General features: G+C 68.9%; 15 protein-coding genes. 6 read left to right on the top strand and 9 right to left on the bottom strand.

Annotated elements, in window-relative coordinates; translation table 11 throughout:
- Positions 1 to 49: 49 nt before the first annotated feature.
- The 7 genes from AC6JA9_RS22445 to AC6JA9_RS22415 form a co-directional block, all read right to left on the bottom strand.
- Positions 50 to 400 carry a DUF2019 domain-containing protein gene (locus AC6JA9_RS22445; protein ID WP_223749060.1) on the bottom strand — a complete coding sequence of 117 codons (351 nt, stop codon included), beginning with the start codon at positions 398 to 400 and terminating at the stop codon, positions 50 to 52.
- Positions 400 to 1,752: a SitA5 family polymorphic toxin gene (sitA5, locus tag AC6JA9_RS22440; RefSeq protein ID WP_223783353.1), complete on the bottom strand. Its 1,353-nt coding sequence runs from the start codon at positions 1,750 to 1,752 to the stop codon at positions 400 to 402. The genes AC6JA9_RS22445 and sitA5 overlap by 1 nt, the downstream gene beginning before the upstream one ends.
- A gap of 137 nt (positions 1,753 to 1,889) precedes the next feature.
- Positions 1,890 to 2,504 (bottom strand): NAD(P)H-dependent oxidoreductase, encoded by a 615-nt coding sequence (locus AC6JA9_RS22435; RefSeq protein WP_223783352.1) that lies wholly within the window; start codon positions 2,502 to 2,504, stop codon positions 1,890 to 1,892.
- Between the two features lie 602 nt (positions 2,505 to 3,106).
- The gene (glgB, locus tag AC6JA9_RS22430) at positions 3,107 to 5,311 is read right to left on the bottom strand and encodes a 1,4-alpha-glucan branching protein GlgB (protein WP_223783351.1); all 2,205 of its coding nucleotides are present in this window, start codon (positions 5,309 to 5,311) and stop codon (positions 3,107 to 3,109) included.
- On the bottom strand, positions 5,308 to 6,642 hold the full coding sequence (locus tag AC6JA9_RS22425; protein ID WP_483577954.1) for a phosphotransferase: 1,335 nt from the start codon (positions 6,640 to 6,642) through the stop codon (positions 5,308 to 5,310). The genes glgB and AC6JA9_RS22425 overlap by 4 nt, the downstream gene beginning before the upstream one ends.
- Positions 6,639 to 8,294 (bottom strand): maltose alpha-D-glucosyltransferase, encoded by a 1,656-nt coding sequence (treS, locus tag AC6JA9_RS22420; RefSeq protein ID WP_141331174.1) that lies wholly within the window; start codon positions 8,292 to 8,294, stop codon positions 6,639 to 6,641. The genes AC6JA9_RS22425 and treS overlap by 4 nt, the downstream gene beginning before the upstream one ends.
- 15 nt (positions 8,295 to 8,309) lie before the next feature.
- Positions 8,310 to 10,304, bottom strand: coding sequence for an alpha-1,4-glucan--maltose-1-phosphate maltosyltransferase (locus AC6JA9_RS22415; protein WP_497957795.1), 1,995 nt, complete (start codon positions 10,302 to 10,304; stop codon positions 8,310 to 8,312).
- A 220-nt stretch (positions 10,305 to 10,524) separates the two neighbouring features.
- On the opposite strand from AC6JA9_RS22415, the gene AC6JA9_RS22410 reads away from it, so the two are divergent.
- From AC6JA9_RS22410 to AC6JA9_RS22400, 3 genes are all read left to right on the top strand, one after another.
- The gene (locus AC6JA9_RS22410) at positions 10,525 to 11,115 is read left to right on the top strand and encodes an RNA polymerase sigma factor (protein WP_223749054.1); all 591 of its coding nucleotides are present in this window, start codon (positions 10,525 to 10,527) and stop codon (positions 11,113 to 11,115) included.
- Between the two features lie 106 nt (positions 11,116 to 11,221).
- A complete protein-coding gene (locus AC6JA9_RS22405; protein ID WP_223749053.1) occupies positions 11,222 to 11,896 on the top strand; it encodes a response regulator transcription factor in 675 nt (224 codons plus the stop codon).
- A 752-nt stretch (positions 11,897 to 12,648) separates the two neighbouring features.
- Entirely contained in the window at positions 12,649 to 13,773 is a 1,125-nt protein-coding gene (locus AC6JA9_RS22400; protein WP_497957794.1) for a HAMP domain-containing sensor histidine kinase, read from the top strand.
- A 16-nt stretch (positions 13,774 to 13,789) separates the two neighbouring features.
- Here AC6JA9_RS22400 and AC6JA9_RS22395 read toward each other — a convergent pair whose 3' ends face one another.
- The gene (locus tag AC6JA9_RS22395; protein ID WP_483577951.1) at positions 13,790 to 15,325 is read right to left on the bottom strand and encodes an ankyrin repeat domain-containing protein; all 1,536 of its coding nucleotides are present in this window, start codon (positions 15,323 to 15,325) and stop codon (positions 13,790 to 13,792) included.
- A gap of 72 nt (positions 15,326 to 15,397) precedes the next feature.
- Positions 15,398 to 15,748 carry a hypothetical protein gene (locus AC6JA9_RS22390; RefSeq protein WP_483577950.1) on the bottom strand — a complete coding sequence of 117 codons (351 nt, stop codon included), beginning with the start codon at positions 15,746 to 15,748 and terminating at the stop codon, positions 15,398 to 15,400.
- Positions 15,749 to 16,149: 401 nt separating this feature from the next.
- On the opposite strand from AC6JA9_RS22390, the gene AC6JA9_RS22385 reads away from it, so the two are divergent.
- From AC6JA9_RS22385 to AC6JA9_RS22375, 3 genes are all read left to right on the top strand, one after another.
- Positions 16,150 to 16,308, top strand: a complete 159-nt coding sequence (locus AC6JA9_RS22385) for a hypothetical protein (RefSeq protein ID WP_223749049.1) — start codon at positions 16,150 to 16,152, stop codon at positions 16,306 to 16,308.
- A 124-nt stretch (positions 16,309 to 16,432) separates the two neighbouring features.
- Positions 16,433 to 17,113 (top strand): hypothetical protein, encoded by a 681-nt coding sequence (locus AC6JA9_RS22380; protein WP_223783347.1) that lies wholly within the window; start codon positions 16,433 to 16,435, stop codon positions 17,111 to 17,113.
- A gap of 11 nt (positions 17,114 to 17,124) precedes the next feature.
- A complete protein-coding gene (locus AC6JA9_RS22375) occupies positions 17,125 to 18,078 on the top strand; it encodes a hypothetical protein (RefSeq protein ID WP_223749048.1) in 954 nt (317 codons plus the stop codon).
- The last annotated feature ends 106 nt before the right edge of the window (positions 18,079 to 18,184 follow it).

The raw sequence follows: 18,184 nt of genomic DNA, 5'->3' as shown, positions 1-18,184 counted from the left end.
GGGGCGGGGGCTACAGGGCCCTCGCCTCACCGTTCATGACGGTAGGTGGCTACCCCGGGTCGAGCGCCCAGGTTCCTTCTTCCCATCGCTTCAAGGCCTGCTGCGCTCCGAAGGGGACAAGCCCCTTTCCCTTGGCGGCCTCTTCCAAGACCGCTTTGGCCTCGGCCGTTCGATAGCGGAGCAAATGGGCAGCAGCCATCACTCGCACATCCATTCGTTCGTGCTTGAGCAGGACGAGAAGCGCATCGCGCCCTTTATCTCCGTGAGACAGCAACGTATCGACGGCAGCACCGTACTTCCTGGCGTGCTTGTTCCCCGTCTTGGCGTCTCCCCGGAAGATGGCTTCGTTCTGCGCCGCCACGTTCAGCGCGAATTCCTCGACGAGCTTTTCCAGGTCCATCACCAGAGCCCCTTCGCCACGTTCTCGATGGCCAGCAGTCCAAAATCACGCTGGGCCCCGTACGACTGTGTGCTCAACCATTGCCGTACGGTCAATGGCGAGCCCGTAATATCGCGTCGAATCGAAGAGAAGAACGCGCTGACGTCCGTGTGCAGGAGCTTGTCCATCGGGATGACGTTCTCGGTGTTGTGAAGCGCCTGGGGCCCGAAGCGATTCACGTTTCCTGGGGTCTGCTCGACGATGTGGTGCCACTCCTTGTCTTTTCCCGCCGGGCCCATGGCCTTCTTGAAGCCGCTGTACGACCCCCAGGCCCTGTAGCCCGCCGGCTGGACCTTGGTGGCCGTGCCTGCGCTAGTGCCACTCACCGCCATGGCCACGGCGCCGGGGGCGAGGGCGATGGTGACGGTTTCGGCGCTCACCGCCACCGCGCTGACTTCAGCGACCGCAGCGAGCCGGATTCCCACCTGTGCTTCGGCCTGCACCGCTGCCTGCGCGGCGGCTGGGAGCCCTGACACCTTCGAGCCCAGACCCGCCGCCGTGTTTCCGATGGCCGCCATGGCCAGCATGGCGAACGCGCGCGCCGCGTTGCGGCCCATGACCTGGCCGTATCGCATTCCCGCCTCGCGGAGTTCGTCGAACGTGGTCGCTCGCTCCGCCTCCGCCATCAATTGCTTGAAACCGACGATGAGACTCCAGAACGTGTCGAGCCCTACGTAGGCAATGAGCGAGGCAGTCATCACCGCGGCCACACCCTTCGAGAAGGGCTCGGGAACCGTGAGCAGGATGCAGTACGTGGTCCATGTCCAAAGGACCGCCGACATCACGGCCTGGGGATCGGCCATGTCCTCGAAGGCGTCCATCATCTCGTCCCACACGGCCCCCTGGGCCTGCGCCATGGCAAGGGCGTAACGACCATCTCCAGTGACGGTGGGGTTCTCTGTCAGGATGCTCAGGCAATCGCTGGGTTTGTTCGTACGTTCGCACCAGCGCAGGTAGGCGCGTGTCAGCGCGACTTCTGGGGCGGGTTGTTCGCTCTCCAGATGCTCGCTTGGTCCCAGCGGGATGACGCGGTGCCCACGTGGCTCGTACAGGTACGTGCCGCTGCGCGCATCCATCTCGAACAATCGCCGAGCTGCTTCCTGGGGATGACTTGGCAGCCGCACGCCGCGCGACAGCCTCTTCATGGCGTCAACGAAGTCGTCCTCATCCACTTCAACCGGCGCGGCCCCGGCGCCGCGTGGCGTCAGGAGGATGGGGGCATCACGGCCCGTCTGGAGTCGAACGGACCTCGTGGTGCCGCTGCATGCAGACAACAGCACGAGGATTAGGGGGATCGACCATCGTGGCAGCATCCAAAGTCCTCTTGGCGAAGGCTCCCCATTCGAGAGCGTGCGTCGTCGCCAGGGATCGTGAAATACTAGCTAGTCATGAAATTGTCTCCCACTGGACTTGTTGCTGGGTCGAAGGGCTGCTGTCGACCCACGCTCATTCAGGCGGCATCCGCGCCGCGTGCCTGCTCCGTGGCGCCGAAGAGCTTCGTCCCCAGTGCATGCGCGGTCTTCAGGTGGACCTTGGGGTCCTGGGTCTCCGAGTCGACCAGCAGCTCCGAGGTGACGACCTTCGCTCCGCAGTAGTCGAAGATGCCGTGGTCGATCTGCGTCTTCATCGCCCCGAAGTACCCGTGCCGCGCATAGGTCCGCAGGTCCGCGCCGGCGATGGCGACCAGGTGCACCTTCAGGTGCCTCAACTTCTTCTCCAACCCCGTGTTCAACCCGAAGTCGAACGCCCACCCGTTCGAGAACACCCGATCGATCCACCCCTTCAACAACGCCGGCATCGACCACCAATACACGGGGTAGACCAACACCAACGTGTCCGCGCGGTCGATTCGCGCCTGCTCGACCAGGACATCCTGCGGCGGCGTCTCCTGTCTGCGATGCACCGCCAGGTCCGCCTCGCTGAACCGCGGATCAAACCCCTCCGCTGACAGGTCTGCGAGCTCGAACGTATGCCCCGCACCCTCCACAGCAGCCCCTATCCGGGCGGCGATGCCGTGGGTGAGCGACTTCTCTTCAGGATGCGCGACGACGATGAGGGCATGCATGGCGGAAGCTCCAGACGACGGTCACCTGCGGACCGCTGCGTACTCTTGGTAACTTACGTTTGGTAGGTTCGTTTTCAACCCGAAGTTCGAGGATCGCGAAGGCGGATGGAGCACGATAACTCGCGGATCAGAATTGCCGTACCTACATGAACAAACATGCAGGCTCTTGCGGTAACAGGGGCTGCTCGATTTGTTCAGCAATTCTCATGTGTTGAATGACATCCGCCTGAAATCACTCAAGATCCCGACCCACTGAGTCTCAGTGCAGGTGGGTCTTCCACCCCTGTCCCTGGCACTCGTGCGGCTGCGATCGCGATCACCTGCGATCCTGATCGCCATGCCTACATGCACGCTTTATCAGTGCCCTGGCGTGGCCTGAAAATCACGCCATTTCAAGGGCAATGCCTACATGCTCTGATGTTTAGTGGTTTTCGAGGGCCCCAGGTCGCCCGGAATGAGGGCAATGCCTACATGGTCCGATGTTCAGTGGTTTTCCGGCCGCGACAAATTAATCACAAACACAAATTTGTTGTCTGTGATTGATTTGTTGAATACACAGACATCTCATGGGCGGCGCGGACTTCACGCCGCCCGCGGAAGTCTCAGCCCGGCGTGAACCACAGCACGGACAACGGGGGCAGGGTGATCAGCGCGGACGCCGGCTGCCCATCCCAGGGCGTGGGCTCCGTGTGGAGCTGTCCCAGGTTCCCCACGTTGGAGCCGCCGAACTCGCCCGCGTCGGAGTTGACGATCTCCGCGTAGCTCGTGTGCAGCGGGAAGCCCACGCGGTAGTTCTCACGCACCGCGGGCGACAGATTCGCCACGCACACCACATGACGCCCTGGCTGCCGTGATCGCCTCACGAACGCCAGCACGTTCGACGCCGCCGAGTCCGGCTGCAGCCACTGGAACCCCACCGGCTCGCTGTCCGCGTCGTGCAGCGCCGGCAGCTCCCGGTACACGCGGTTCAGCGTCGCCACCAGACGCATGATGCCGCCGTGCCCCGGGTCCTGCGTCAGGTGCCAGTCCAGGCTCTTGTCGTGGTTCCACTCCGCCGGCTGGCCGAACTCTCCGCCCATGAAGAGCAGCTTCTTGCCGGGGTGCGCCCACATCCACGCGAACAGCGCGCGCAGGTTCGCCCGCTTCTGCCAAGGGTCTCCCGGCATGCGCCCGTACAGGCTGCCCTTGCCGTGCACCACCTCGTCATGGCTCAGCGGCAACATGAAGTGCTCGCTGAACGCATACAGCAGCCCGAACGTCAGCTGGTTGTGGTGGTACTGCCGGTAGATGGGGTCCTTCGAGAAGTACGACAGCGTGTCGTGCATCCACCCCATGTTCCACTTGAAGTGGAAGCCCAGGCCGCCCTCGCTCGTCGGCGCGGAGACCTTGGGCCATGCCGTGGACTCCTCGGCGATGACCACCACGCCCGGGTGCTTGCGGCGCACGGTGTCGTTGAGCTCGCGCAGGAACTGGATGGCCTCCTCGTTCTCCCGGCCACCCCAACGGTTGGGGATCCACTCGCCCTGCTTGCGGCTGTAGTCGAGGTAGAGCATCGACGCCACCGCGTCCACGCGCAGTCCGTCGATGTGGTACTCCTCGATCCAGAACAGCGCGTTCGCGATGAGGAAGTTGCGCACCTCGTTGCGGCCGAAGTTGAAGACCAGCGTCCCCCAATCCGGTTGCGCCCCCTTGCGAGGGTCCGCGTGCTCGTACAGCGCGGTGCCGTCGAACTCGCCCAGCGCATGCGCGTCCCGGGGGAAGTGCCCCGGCACCCAGTCCACGATGACGCCGATGCCCTCCTGGTGCAGGTGGTCCACCAGGAACCGGAAGTCATCCGGATGTCCGAAGCGCGCCGTGGGCGCGTAGTAGCCGCTGACCTGATACCCCCACGAGCCACCGTACGGATGCTCCGACACGGGCAACAGCTCCACGTGGGTGAAGCCCATGTACTTCACGTACTCCGCCAGCGCGGGCGCCAGCTCCCGGTACGTCATCGGCCGGTCGCCATCCTCCACGACGCGGCGCCAGCTCCCCAGGTGCACCTCGTAGACGCTCCACGGCTGGTGCGCGACGTCCTCGTGCTTCGCGCGCGTCTCCAACCACGGCGTGTCCCCCCAGTCGTACCGCCCCAGGTCGTGCACCACCGACGCCGTCGCCGGCGGCACCTCCGTGCGGAACGCGAACGGGTCCGACTTCAACACCCGGGGCCCACCCTGGCCCGGACGGATCTCGAACTTGTAGCGCGCGCCTTCGCCCACCTCGGGGACGAACAGCTCCCAGATGCCGGAGGCCCCCATGCGCCGCATGGCGTGCAGCCGCCCGTCCCAGCTGTTGAAGTCGCCCACCACGGACACGCCCGCCGCCGTGGGCGCCCACACCGCGAAGGCCACGCCGCGCGTGCCGTTGTGGTGGCTCAGGTGCGCGCCCATCCGCTCCCAGAGCCGCTCGTGGCGCCCCTCGCCCGCGTAGTACAGGTCCATCTCCCCGAGCGTGGGCAGGAAGCTGTAGGGGTCTCTCAGCGTGAAGACACGCTTGCCGGGGTACTCCACCTCCAGCAGGTAGCCGAAGGTCTTGTCGCGGCCATTCACGCGCGCCTCGAAGACGCCACCCAGCCGGTGGCTCATCGGCACGCGCCCGCCGAACTCCGGGAGCACGTGGATGGCCACGGCCTCCGGGCGGAAGGCACGAATCACCACGCCGTCACCGTCCGGATGGATGCCGAGCACGGAGTGGGGCTCCGGGTGCCGCAGCTCCACCACGCGCTGCAACTCCGCGTCGACCTGCGCCTTGTCCGCGGGCTTCCTCACTGGCCTTCCTCCATCCGCATGAGGGCCTCGACGGGGATGCGCACCCAGTCGGGCCGGTTCGCCATCTCATACCTCACTTCGTACAGGAGCTTCTCCAGCTCGAACGCGCGCAGCATCGTGTCGAATGCCGCGTCGTCCGAGGGCAGGAAGGCCGCTCCCTGGGTCGCCTTGCGATAGCCCGACAGGAAGGCATCGCGGCTGGGGCCCACCCGTCCCCGAGGCGTCCCACCCTCGAGCGCCACCGTGGCCTCCGCGTAGTCGAACGAGCGGATCATCCCCGCCACGTCGCGCAGCGGGCTGTACTTCTCCCGCCTGGACGTGAAGCTGCGCGCCGGCTCCCCCTCGAAGTCGAAGATGAGCCACTGGTCATTGGCCCGCAGCACCTGACCCAGGTGCAGATCTCCGTGGATGCGGATCTTCTGTCCGGACGGCGTCACCTGCGCGAGCCGCTTCGCGTGCTCGATGAGCCGCTCCCGCCGCTTCTCCAGGTCCGCATGCAGCCGACCGGCCTCCGCCAGCGTCACGCCCAGCTCGCCCACGATGGACGCGCTCCAGCGCTGCAGGTCCTCCTGGAGCAGCGGTTCCGGCGCGAACGCCGTGTCGTCCAGCGGCGCCGAGCCGAAGGCCTGGTGCAGGTCTCCCAGCCGCGCCCCCAGCTCCTCCATCTCGCTCAGGAACCGGTCGCCCACCGGCCGCGCCTGGCGCATCCGCTCCAGCGTGTACTTCCAGCCGTCCACCGAGTCGGGCACGAACCGGTGCACCAGCGCGAGCGTGGCCCCGGCGGCGCCCTCCAGCCGCAGCGCGCCCAGGAGCACGGGCGTGGCGCGGAACGAGGTGCGCGTGGCGAGGAAGCGCCCCACCTCGTACTCGGGATTCACGCCCGCCTCGAGCTTGCGGATGATCTTCACGATGACCTTCTCTCCGAGCACCACCGACGTGTTGCTCTGCTCCACCAGCAGCCGCCGCACGGGGAGGGGGGAGGGCAGGCCCAGCAGGCCCTCGGGGCCGCCAATCCACTCGCCCACCACGCGGCCGGAGGCGGAGGGAATCTGCGCGCCGTCGCGGATGAGGTCGAACAGCGCGCGCAGGCACCCGTCGTCCTCGAGCGCGTCCTTGATGCCGTCCGTCGAGGGCTTCACCGGCAGCAGATAGCGCTCCGGCTGCCCCAACTCGTAGACGACCTCCACCACGGCGAGCGACAGGTTGCACGGGGTGGCGTCCAGGTTGGCGTGGTCCACCACGCTGACCTGCTTGATGGGCCACGCCTTGCCGGAGAACCAGCGCTGGCTCTTGAGGTGTTCGGGCAGTTTCGTCAGGTCCAAGGTCGTCATGCTCGGCTCCCTCCGGGCACCGGCTGGTCCAGCCGAAACCACAGGAACATGAAGGGCCCCATCGACAGCTGATAGGGCAGGTCACTGATACGCGGGAACGGTGTGTCGCCAATCAACTCCACGGGCACCATGCCCTGCCACTCGCGCAGGTCCAGCACCGCTGGCTGCGAGAAGCGCGACAGGTTGCACACCACGAGCACCGTCTGGCCCTCCCATTCCCGCACGAACGCCAGCACCTTGCGGTTCTCCAGGGAGATGAACCGCAGCTTCCCCAGCGAGAACACCGGGTAGCGCTGGCGGATGCGAATCATCCGCTTCACCCAATGCAGGAGGCTGGACTTCACGCGCTCCTGCGATTCGACGTTGATGGACTGATAGCCGTAGACGGGGTCCGCGATGACGGGCGCGTAGAGGCGGGCGTAGTCCGCCCGGCTGAAGCCCGCGTTGCGGTCTCCCGTCCACTGCATGGGCGTGCGCACGCCGTTGCGGTCGCCCAGGTAGATGTTGTCCCCCATGCCGATCTCGTCGCCGTAGTACATCACCGGCGTGCCGGGCAGGGTGAACAGCAGGCTGTGCATCAGCTCGATGCGCCGGCGGCCGTTGTCCATCAGCGGCGCGAGCCTGCGGCGGATGCCCAGGTTGATGCGCATGCGCGGGTCGGTGGCGTACTCCCGGTACATGTAGTCCCGGTCCTCGTCCGTCACCATCTCCAGCGTCAGCTCGTCGTGGTTGCGCAGGAAGATGGCCCACTGACACGACTCCGGGATGTCCGGCGTCTGCTGCATGATTTCGACGATGGGGGTGCGGTCCTCCCGGCGCACGCCCATGAACAGGCGCGGCATCACCGGGAAGTGGAAGCCCATGTTGAACTCGTCGCCCTCGCCGAAATAGACGCGCACGTCGGCGGGCCACTGGTTGGCCTCCGCGAGCAGCATCTTCCCCGGGTACTCCGAATCAATCGTCTTGCGCAGGCGCTTGAGGAAGGCGTGCGTCTCCGGGAGGTTCTCGCAGTTGGTGCCCTCGCGCTCGAAGAGGTAGGGCACCGCGTCGCACCGGAAGCCGTCCACGCCCATGTTCAGCCAGAAGCGCATGATGTCCAGCATGGCTTCCTGCACCTGGGGGTTGTCGTAGTTCAGGTCCGGCTGGTGGCTGAAGAAGCGGTGCCAGAAGTACTGCTTGGCCACCGGGTCCCACGTCCAGTTGGAGCGCTCCGTGTCGGTGAAGATGATGCGCGCGCCCTTGTACTTGTCCTCGGTGTCGCTCCAGACGTACCAGTCGCGCTTGGGGCTCTTCGGATCGCTCCGGGCCTCCTGGAACCAGGGGTGCTGGTCGCTGGTGTGGTTGACGACCAGCTCGGTGATGATGCGGATGCCGCGCTTGTGCGCCTCGTCCACCATGCGCTGGAAGTCCGCGAGCGTGCCGTAGTCCGGATGCACGCCGTAGAAGTCCGCGATGTCGTAGCCGTCATCGCGCAGGGGGGAGGGGTAGTGCGGGAGGATCCACAGACAGTCGACCCCCAGGTCCTGGAGGTAGGGCAGCTTCTCGATGAGGCCCGGGATGTCCCCGTGGCCGTCGCCGTTGGAGTCGTGGAACGCTCTTAGATGCAGCTCGTAGATGAGGGCCTTCTTGTACCAGAGGGGATCCAGTTCCATACGCCTCTCAGGGTGTCACTCGTAGTAGTCGAACGCGTGCTCGGTGCGACGGAAGCGGTACACGGCCCAGACGGCCGCGGGCTGCTCGGGTGTCAGGCGCACCTGGACGTCGGAGCCCTGCCACAACGAGCGCTGGTCCGTCATCAGTTCGTGCACCTGATACGTCTCGTCGGGCTTCGCGCCCAGCCAGTCCAGGGGGAGCCGCAGCAGCGCCTCCTGGGCGGCGTACGGGTCCAGGCTCACCGCGCACAGCACCGTGCTGGTGCCGTCCTTCGTGCGCTTGCCGTAGAAGAGGACCCGCTCGTTGTCGGAGTCGAAGAAGCGCAGCGTGTCGTACGTGTGCAGCGCGGGCTGGGTGCGCCGCGCCGAGTTGAGCTTCGTTATCCAGTCCCGGATGTTGCCGGGCCGGTCCAGGTCCCACGCGACGAGCTGGTACTTCTCCGAGTCCAGATACTCCTCCTTGCCGGGCAGCGGGCGGCCTTCGCACAGCTCGAAGCCGCAATACATCCCGTAGACCGAGGAGAGCGTGGCGGCAAGCGCCGCGCGCAGGCGGAACGCACCGGGCCCCGCGTTCTGCAACAGCTCCGGCAGGATGTCCGGCGTGTTGGGCCACAGGTTGCCGCGGAAGAAGTCGGACACGGGCGGGCGGGTGATCTCCTCCAGGTAGTCCTGCAGCTCGCCCTTGAAGTTGCGCCAGGTGAAGTACGTGTACGACTGGGTGAAGCCCACCTTGCCCAGGGCCTTCATCACCTTGGGGCGGGTGAAGGCCTCCGACAGGAAGAGCACGTCGGGGTGGCGGTCCTGCACGCGGCGGATGAGCCACTCCCAGAACTGGATGGGCTTGGTGTGGGGGTTGTCCACGCGGAAGGTCCGCACGCCCTGCTGCACCCAGTGGAGGACGACGGACTCCAACTCCACCCAGAGCGACTCGCGCGCGGGGCCCATCCAGTCGAAGTTGACGATGTCCTCGTAGCGCTTGGGCGGGTTCTCCGCCGTCTTGATGGTGCCGTCCGGGCGGCGCTGGAACCACTCCGGATGCTCCTTCACGTACGGGTGGTCCGGCGAGCACTGGTAGGCCAGGTCCAGCGCCACCTCGATGCCGTGCGACTGCGCGGCCTGCAGGAAGTGACGGAAGTCCGCGAGCGTGCCCAGGCTGGGGTGCACCGCCTTGTGGCCGCCCTCCGCGGCGCCGATGGCCCACGGGCTGCCCACGTCATCCGGGCCCGCCTTGAGGCTGTTGTTCTTCCCCTTGCGCGCGGTGCGGCCGATGGGGTGGATGGGCGGCAGGTACACCACGTCGAAGCCCAGCTTCTGGATGTACGGCAGCCAGCCTTCCGCGTCCTGGAACGTCGCGTGCGTGCGGCCGTCGCGCCTGGCCGAGCGCGGGAAGAACTCGTACCAGGCCCCGAAGCGCGCCTTCTCCCGGTCCGCGAAGACCTGGAGCATCGGCTCGTGGCGCCTGGCCAGCGTCCGGTCGGGGTAGGTCGACGCCACCGTGGCCAGCTCCGGCGCGAGCGCCACCGCGATGAGGTCCGGGCTCGCGGGCTGGCGCAGGCGCACGGCGGCCTCGGTGAGCACCCGCGCGTCGTCCGCGTCCACCGGCTTCGCGCGCGCGGCGGCGCCCTCCAGCAGCGCGGCCCCCTCCAAGAGCTCGCTCTTCACGTCCCGGCCCGCGTCCACCTTGCGCTTCAGCTCGGAGGTCCACGTCCGGAAGAGATCTGGCCAGGCTTCAATCGTGTACTCGTAGCGGCCATTGCGAGCCAGGGGGAACTCGGCCTCCCAGGCGTCGTTGCCGAGGGGGCGCATGGGGACCTCGCCCCAGTCGGTCTGCTCCTGTTGAGGGGAGACCTGGCGCCAGCGGACGACGGCGACGAGGACGTCATGGCCCTCCTTGAAGATGTCGGCGCGGACGGTGAGGCTATCCCCGGCGATGCGCTTGACGGCGTGACGGCCTCCGTCGAGCTGCGGCTGGACTCCCTCGATGAACACGCTCCCGATTCGCTCTTTCATATCGGCTCGCGGCCCTTATAGGTCTGAGGTTGGGTGAAGCCGGGCGGCGTGTCGCGGGGTGCGTTGATGAAGGACGACTGGCGCGTCGGCCGCGTTGGCTCGTGAACGTTAGGGATGGGGGGCGAGGACGCCCACCCGGTGGACTCGAAGGGGCTGAGTGCCCGGCTGCCCATACTTGAAGCTGGGATCCGCACCTCGGGTTGCGGTATCCGGGAAAGGCATGGCGCTTCCTTCACCCACTGCTCAGCGGGCGAGCGACCCGGCGGCCGACAGGGCCCTGCTCCAGCAGGTGGCCCTGGGCAGCGCCTCCGCCATGCGGGACGTGTATGCGCGCTGCGCCTCCCGGGCGTTCGCGGCGTGTCTTCGCCTGCTGCCCTCCCGCGCGGACGCGGAGGAGGTGCTCCAGGAGGCGTTCCTGGAGGTGTGGCGGCGCGCGCGCGACTTCGACCCGGAGCGCGGGGGGCTGGAGACGTGGGTGACGACCATCGCTCGCACGCGCGCCATCGATCGGCTGCGCTCGCTGGGCACCGCGGCGCGCGTGGCGGAGGGCGTGGTGCACCATCCGCCTCCGACGAGCGCCACGCCGCTGGCCCCGGACGACGCGTTGGGAATGGGGCAGGACCGGGTGAGGGTGCGCGCGGCGATCCGGACCCTGCCTCCCGAGCAGCGGGAGGTGGTGGAGCTGGCCTACTTCGAGGGGCTGTCGCAGCGAGAGATCGCCGAGCGCACCGGGCATCCGTTGGGCACGGTGAAGACGCGGGCGCGGCTGGCGCTGGAGAAGCTCGCCGACGTGCTCGGGCGGGGCGGCTGAGGCCTCACGTTAAGGGAGTCTTAAGAACCTCCGGGTACTGTCGGCCTTCATTCATCCATTCGTGACGGCACCGTGGTGACCGGGAGGGAGAGGAGGCGAGCGGGAGATGGGGGAGCGAATCCTGCTGGTGGAGGACGACGCCCGGCTGGGCGCGCAGATCGTCGAGCACCTGAAGGGCGCTGGGTTCGAGGCGGAGTGGTGGACGGAGGGGCGGATGCTGCTGCCCGGCGAGCTCCCCGACGTGGGGTTGGTGGTGCTGGACCTGATGCTGCCGGGGACGTACGGGCTGGACATGCTCAAGGCGCTCCGGGGGTTCTCGGAGGTGCCGGTGCTCATCCTGAGCGCGCGCAACGACACGCTGGACAAGGTGCGGGCGCTGAAGCTGGGCGCGGATGACTACCTGACGAAGCCGTTCTGGCCGGAGGAGCTCATCGAGCGGGTGCGCGCGCGGCTGCGCCGGCCGGTGTTGCAGAAGCCGGAGTCGGTGCTGGAGCTGGGGCCGCTGCGCGTGGACTTCCTGGGGCGCGAGGTGCGCGTGGAGGGGCGCGTCGTGGAGTTGACGCGGGTGGAGTTCGACGTGCTGGCGGCGCTGGCGCGCAGGCCTCGTGAGGCGGTGACGCGGCAGTGGCTGGTGGAGCACGTGTTGGATCCGGAGCGCGAGGGGACGGAGCGGACGCTGGACGTGCACGTGTCGCGGCTGCGCAGGAAGCTGGCGCCGGCGCAGTGCGTGGAGACGGTGTGGGGCGTGGGGTACCGGCTGGTCGAGGGAGAGGGTTCGTGAAGCTGCGCTTGCGCCTGGCGCTCACGGCGATGGCGGCGGCGCTGCCGGTCGTGGTGGCGATGGCGTACTTCCAGAAGTCCCTGCGGGAGCGCTCGCAGGAGGAGGTGCTCGAGGCCGCTACGCTGGCGCGCGTGCAGGTGGAGCGCTCGCGCTGCGAGGCGTCGCCGGAGACGTGGCGCCCGCGTCCCTCGGAGCGAGGAGCGCCGCCGCCTCGGCGTGGGGAGGATGGGCGGCCGCCACCACCGCGTCCGCTTGATGAGGGGGCGGAGCGGCGCCCGCCGCGACAGGGCGGGCTTGGTGCCGAGGTTGGCCGACCACCCCCACCGCGCGCGCAGGATGAGGACGCGGAGCTGCGCCCGCCGCGTCAGGGCGGGCTTGGTGCCGAGGCTGTCCGACCACCCCCACCGCGCGCGCAGGATGAAGGCGCGGAGGGGCGCCCGCCGCGTCAGGGCGGGCTTGGTGCCGAGGCTGTCCGACCACCCCCACCGCGCGCGCAGGATGAAGACGCGGAGGGGCGCCCGCCGCGTCAGGGCGGGGCTCGTGGCGGCGATGGAACGGGGCCTCCCGCCTTCGCGGATGATCCAGCCGGCCGCGGGCGCTCCGGTGCTGCCACGGCGAATGGCCTCGGTCCGTCTCTCTTCGACAACGGGCGCCCTCCGCCTCCGGCGGACGGTGATGGCGGGCGTGCACCCGCGCGAGTCGAGCACTTCCCCTATGACGCCCAGTTCGTCTCACGCAATCCGAGGGCCCCCGTGTTGTCGGAGGACATGCGGGTCGCGGCGAGTGACGGGACGGTGGTGCGCCGCTTCGAGCAGGACGGACGGCGCATGCTCGAAGTGCTGCTGCGCATGCCGTGGGAAGGGGGACCGTGTGCCTTCATCCTCGCGCGCCGGGAGGAGCCGCCGCCTCCCTCCGTGCTATCCCTGCCGCCGCTCAAGGACTGGAGCCTGCTGGTCTCCACCGTCGTGGCCTCGGTGGTGCTCGCGCTGGGCCCGGTGGTCCGCAGGATCCGCATGCTCACCGAGGACGTGCGCGCCTCGGCCCGCAGCGGCTATGCGCAGCCGGTGGCCGTTCGCGGACAGGATGAGATCGCCGACCTGGCGCGCGCCTTCCAGGAGGCTCGCGCGGAGATCCAAGCGCGGATGGCGCACCAGGAGGCGCGCGAGCAGGGCCTGCGTGACTTCCTGGCCAACACCACGCATGACGTGATGACGCCGCTCACGGTGTTGCAGGGCAACCTGTCCGCGATGCAGCAGCGCGTGTCGCGCGGCGAGCCCGTGTCCGCGACAGAGGTGGCCTCCGCGATGAGCGAGGCCCACTATCTGACCTCCCTCGTCCACAACCTCGCCGCGGCGACGCGGCTGGAGGCCGGCGCGCCCCACGTCCAGCGCGTACCCGTGGACCTCAATGACGTGGTGGGCCGGGTCCTCGGTCGTCACCAGCCCATCGCCCGGCAGCAGCGCATCTCCCTGGAGAGCGGCGTTCCCGCCGTGCCCGTGCGAGTGCTCGGCGACGTGACGCTCATCGAGCAGGCCGTGAGCAACGTCGTGGGCAATGGCGTGCGCCACGGCCGCGAGGACGGCCACGTGGCGGTGGTGCTGGAGAGCACCCGCGAAGGTCGCTTCCACCTGCGCGTCCTCGACGACGGGCCCGGCATCCCCGAGGACGAGCGCGCGCGGCTGCTCGCCCGGGGTGCGCGTGGCAACGCGGCCCGCACGCGCGCGCCGGAGGGGCAGGGGCTCGGGCTGCACATCGCCCACGACGTGGCCCAGGCCCACGGCTGGACCCTGACCCTGAGCCCGTCGGAGTACGGCGGGCTCGAGGTGTGCTTCTCCGGCGAGGTGCTCGCCGATGATGCCCCGGTGTCTCGCGGGTGACGCCGGGGCCGCGAGCTCACTCGAGCTCGCTGGCGTCGTAGCGTCCGCTCTCCAGCTTCCGCAGATACTCCTCGAAGAAGTCCTCCATCGAGTCGGCGAACGGGCCAAGCGGACCGCCGTGGATCTCCCAGCGAATCACCTGCCCGACGCTGCCGTGCTCCTCGGGCTCCAGGTCCACGCAGTACAGGTTGCCGCCACTGTCCGAGGCGAAGGGCACCCAGCCCGGGTGCCACCACGTCCACTTCACGAACCGCTGGTCCTTGGACAGCTCGTGGGGCCGGGCCTTCTTGAAGACGCCATTGTCGACGTGCTCCCGCAGGCCCTTCCACAGCTCCTGGATCTGCTCCGTGGTCAACACGTCGTACTCGGAGATGGACAAACCGCGGGACGTCGGGGTGCCGCCGCCGAACTTCTGGAGGAACGCGCGGAAGTCCGAGGGCAGCGCCTTGCCGACCTGCTTCTCCAGCGCGGCGATCCGCTCGGGCGTGGCGGGGCGGTTGACCGTCAGCCGCGAGGCATGGTCCGGGTGGTGCTTGTCGGCCCAGTCGCCAATCTGCTTCCAGATGCCGTCCATGCGCTTGCGCGCGGCCTGTTCCCGCGTGGGGCTTCCGGCCGCGAGCAGCCGCTCGATGACCTTCGTGTGGCCACGGCGCGTCGCCAGGTCGATGGGGTAGTAGCCCACGGTGTTGGCGAGGTGCGGGTCCGCGCGCGCCGCGAGCAGCGCCTCCAGCGGCGCCACGTCCTCGATGCAGGCCGCCAGGTGCAGCGGCGTCCAGCCTCGGGCATTGGGCTGGTTCGGATTGGCCCCCGCGCGCAGCAGCGCGCTCACGATTCGCGGCGACGGAGTGCTGAACAGCTCGTCCTCGTTGACGGTGAGGGTGAGCGCGGTGTCGCCCTCGTCATCCGTCGCGAGGTGATTGACGTTGGCGCCCTTCGCGATGAGCCGCTCGACGGCACCCTCGTTCCCGGCGCGGATGGCCCACATCAGGGCCGTCCACCCGCGGTCGTTGACGGTCTCCACCGAGGCGCCGTGCTCCAGCAGCAGCTCCGTCAGCTTCGGCTGGTCCTTGAACGTCGCGGCCAGCATCAAGGGCGTCTCCTCCTGCCCGTTGGGAGCGTTGACGTCCACCCCCGCCTTCAGGAGCACCGCGAGGATGTCCTCCGACGGCGCCTCGTTGTCCTCGCCGAACAGGTCCGTGAGCACCGTGGAGCCCGCTTCGTCGTTCCAGCGCTGGTTGACGTTGGAGCCCTTGTCGATGAGCAGCCTCACCAGCGCCACCCCCTCGTCACCCGACTGCGCCGTGGCGAACGAGAGCGCGATGGCCCCATCCGAGTCCTGGGCGTGGACGTCCGCGCCGGCGTCGAGCAGCAGTCGGACCAGCTCCAGGCTGCCCTCGCTGGCCGCGGAGTGCAGGGCGGGGTAGCCCTTGGCGTCGACGGTGTTCGGGTTGGCGCCCGCCGCGAGCTGCTTCGCGACGTCCTTGGCGTTCGAGGCTTCGATGGCTGCGAGCAGCCTGGCGTCCAGGGGGGACAACTTCTTCTTGGGCGACATGAGGGGGGCTCCGGCGGGGACGGTCGTTCTCCTGAACGTCGCCTCGGCGGAAATGTCGCGACCCGACCGGTTTCAGGGGAAGTGCGCGAGGAAGGCCGCGAGCAGGGGGCCTCCTCGTCGCGCCTCCTCGGGGGAGCCGGGCCCGCCCTCGCGCAGCCGGGTGCGCAGCTCCTCGAGCGCCGGCTTCATCGCGTCATAGGCCTCGCTCGCCGCCTCCGCGTTGTCGAAGAAGCGATGGTGGAGCAACCAGCCCGACACGGCGCAGGTGACGGCATGGAACGAGCGGCTGTCATCGCGCTCGTACGTGAGTCGCAACTGCCCCGCGAGCTCCTCATCCCGAGCGATGGTGCCCCCCTGCGAGCCCGCCCAGCCGAGCGAGGCTCCTGCTTCGTACGGGGTCCATTCGACCGGCGGGGCGTGCATCGGCCCACCATTCCAGCGAGCCCCGTGAGGGTGCAAGCGCTGGTGCGCGCGTGTGTCCCGCGGGCGTCGACATGGGGGCAGGGGAGCGCCTCGATGACGCGAGGCAGGCCGCGCGGTGGGCCCGGGGCTCGCGCCCGGCAACGTGCGGGCCCGTTGCGCATCCCCGCGCGGTGCTCCACGTTCCAGACAGGTTCCCCTGGCTGACGCCGCGCCGCCGGAGGGGGCGGGTCTCGTGCCCAGGGGTTGGGGTGCGAGACACCTGGTCGAGTCGAGACGAGGGGGCCCGCGTCATGCCAGCCGAACCGTCCAGCCCACGTGGTCCTCGCCCGTCGGGGCGCTCCTCGCGAGGGTGGCCTCCGACGTCGCGACAGGCCTGGCGACGCTCCCTGTCCATCCTCGCCATGCTGCTGCTCCTCGTGGCCGGCGAAATCTATGTGAGCGTCCTGGTGGGCCGACGGCTGTCCTTGATGCTCGTCGTCGCGCTGACCTGCGTGGTCATCAGCGTCGTGGTCTTCGGCTACCTCTTCATCTCGGACCGCGGCGACCTTCCACGTCCATGACGCCGGGAGCGCGCGCCGTGGGGAAGTGCACGGCGAATCGTCCTGGAGGCCCAGGTGTGGGGTGAACAGTGACACCGGGCCTGGTTTGTGTGGCGCGCCGCGAGGCGGCTAACCTGCCGTGTCCATGAAGGCGCTCATCGTCTCCCTGTTCTTGTTGGGTTCGGCTCCTCCCGCCGCGACTCCGGCGCTGGCACCGGAAGCACTCTCGGCGCCGCCCGTCTCGGATGATTCCCCGACGGCGTGGGCCTGTACCGTCGACACGCTTCGCGAGGGCAAGGAGTGTGTCTTCGAGTCCGAGGCCACGCCAGGCACACCGAGCCCCGAGCAGGACGCCGCCAACCGCAAGCTGCTCAAGGACATCTCCCGCGCGCTGTGCACGGAGACGGTGGGCAATGCGCGCGAGGGCGTCTCCGACGCGACGCTCGTCGCGATGTGCGAGAAGCGCTATCTCGCCGCCGCGGACAAATGCGGGCTGGGGGGCAACGTGTCCATCGTGGACTCGAAGGGCCGCTTCGCGGCGACGGCGCGCACGTGCTACCGCGGCCTGTCCACGGTCCTCCAGGAGGCGCAGTTGATGGCCACCGTGGCCGCGCCCTGCTGTGAGTGCGCCGCGCGCCGAGGCTGTCCCGCCGCCGGCGACCGCTGCTACGCGGACGTCGCCCAGCAGCAGACCAGCCCCGCGACGCTCGCGTGCCTGAGCGAGCGCTGCGAGGACGTGTGCTCCGTCGTGTTGCCCTCGACGTCCACGGCGCCCACCGCGCGCGAGCGTGCGGGGTCGTCTCGTTCCGGTTCGGCTTCGCTCTAGGAGTCTGCGCCATGCGCCACCATCCCTGGACTGTCCCCACCTGGGCCCTGTTGGGCTCGCTCGCCGCCGGCTGCGGCGCGTCGCACTCCCATGTCACCTGGACGGAGTCGCCGCCCCGCGAGGACGCGCCCGTCGTCGAGAAGGCCCGCGAGGCCCCGCCGCCCAGCGCCTCCGCGGACCCCAAGGGCTTCGTCGCGCGCTATCCGAATCCGGCCCTGTGCGAGGCCGCCGCGCGTCGGGTCCAGGCCGAGTCCCGCGACGAGGGCTGGGCCGCCCTCAAGGCCTGCATCGAGCTGACGCCCTTCACCCAGCTTCGAGCGCTGCTCGGCGGCGCGTGGGCGGAGGACCTGAAGGTGCGTCCCGAGGCCGCGAACCTCATCGCGCGCGTGGTGGCGCAGCGCGGGGGCAGCGTGCCCGGTGAGCTCCAGTACCTGCAGGAGCGCAAGATCCCCATCTTCTCCCTCGCCTCCGCGGTGGAGCGGCCGGACACGTACAAGGGCCGCTACGTGCTGCTGCGCGCGCGCGTGGCGGACCAGCGCTCGGAAGGGGAGAAGCCCACGGTGTGGCTGGTGGAGCACACGCTGGCCTCGGTGGAGTCGGATGCCCCGGTGGGCTACGGGGAGACGTTCGACACCACCACGACGACGAACGGTGACCTGGGTGGGCAGACGCAGCTCACGGGGCCGGGGCGGCTGGGTGGGAACCTCAGCACCCGCGAGCGCGGCACCGCGTCCACCACGCGCAAGCACTTCGACAATGTCTCGGACGAGACGGGCCGGGAGGCGCTGGGGCGGCTCTCCGGCGCGGACCCCTTCCTCGAGGCGCGTCGCGAGTACGTCTTCCTGGCGCGCTTCGACGGGGTGCGGTTGACGTCGGGCGGCAACGACGATGACGCCGAGGCGCCGCGCATCCCGGTGCTGACCATCGTCAGCTACCACGCCCCGCAGGCGCTCGTCGTCTACTGAGCCGTCGCCGTCGCGAGGCCCAGGCCCGCAAGAAAAAACGAGGCGCCGGGGACTGTCCCGACGCCTCGTCTGGGGAGCTGGCCCCGCGCCAACCCCACCTGATTCC

The sequence above is a fragment of the Myxococcus sp. MH1 genome (assembly GCF_059738865.1).
Note: the sequence above shows the minus strand (reverse complement) of the source record. Positions and strands in the feature narration are given on the sequence as shown.

Bases quoted from the DNA above. Each gene is read 5' to 3' on its own strand.
- AC6JA9_RS22445 (WP_223749060.1), bottom strand. From the start codon at position 400: ATGGACCTGGAAAAGCTCGTCGAGGAATTCGCGCTGAACGTGGCGGCG.
- sitA5 (WP_223783353.1), bottom strand. From the start codon at position 1,752: ATGCTGCCACGATGGTCGATCCCCCTAATCCTCGTGCTGTTGTCTGCA.
- AC6JA9_RS22435 (WP_223783352.1), bottom strand. From the start codon at position 2,504: ATGCATGCCCTCATCGTCGTCGCGCATCCTGAAGAGAAGTCGCTCACC.
- AC6JA9_RS22425 (WP_483577954.1), bottom strand. From the start codon at position 6,642: ATGACGACCTTGGACCTGACGAAACTGCCCGAACACCTCAAGAGCCAG.
- treS (WP_141331174.1), bottom strand. From the start codon at position 8,294: ATGGAACTGGATCCCCTCTGGTACAAGAAGGCCCTCATCTACGAGCTG.
- AC6JA9_RS22415 (WP_497957795.1), bottom strand. From the start codon at position 10,304: ATGAAAGAGCGAATCGGGAGCGTGTTCATCGAGGGAGTCCAGCCGCAG.
- AC6JA9_RS22410 (WP_223749054.1), top strand. From the start codon at position 10,525: ATGGCGCTTCCTTCACCCACTGCTCAGCGGGCGAGCGACCCGGCGGCC.
- AC6JA9_RS22405 (WP_223749053.1), top strand. From the start codon at position 11,222: ATGGGGGAGCGAATCCTGCTGGTGGAGGACGACGCCCGGCTGGGCGCG.
- AC6JA9_RS22395 (WP_483577951.1), bottom strand. From the start codon at position 15,325: ATGTCGCCCAAGAAGAAGTTGTCCCCCCTGGACGCCAGGCTGCTCGCA.
- AC6JA9_RS22390 (WP_483577950.1), bottom strand. From the start codon at position 15,748: ATGCACGCCCCGCCGGTCGAATGGACCCCGTACGAAGCAGGAGCCTCG.
- AC6JA9_RS22385 (WP_223749049.1), top strand. From the start codon at position 16,150: ATGCTGCTGCTCCTCGTGGCCGGCGAAATCTATGTGAGCGTCCTGGTG.
- AC6JA9_RS22380 (WP_223783347.1), top strand. From the start codon at position 16,433: ATGAAGGCGCTCATCGTCTCCCTGTTCTTGTTGGGTTCGGCTCCTCCC.
- AC6JA9_RS22375 (WP_223749048.1), top strand. From the start codon at position 17,125: ATGCGCCACCATCCCTGGACTGTCCCCACCTGGGCCCTGTTGGGCTCG.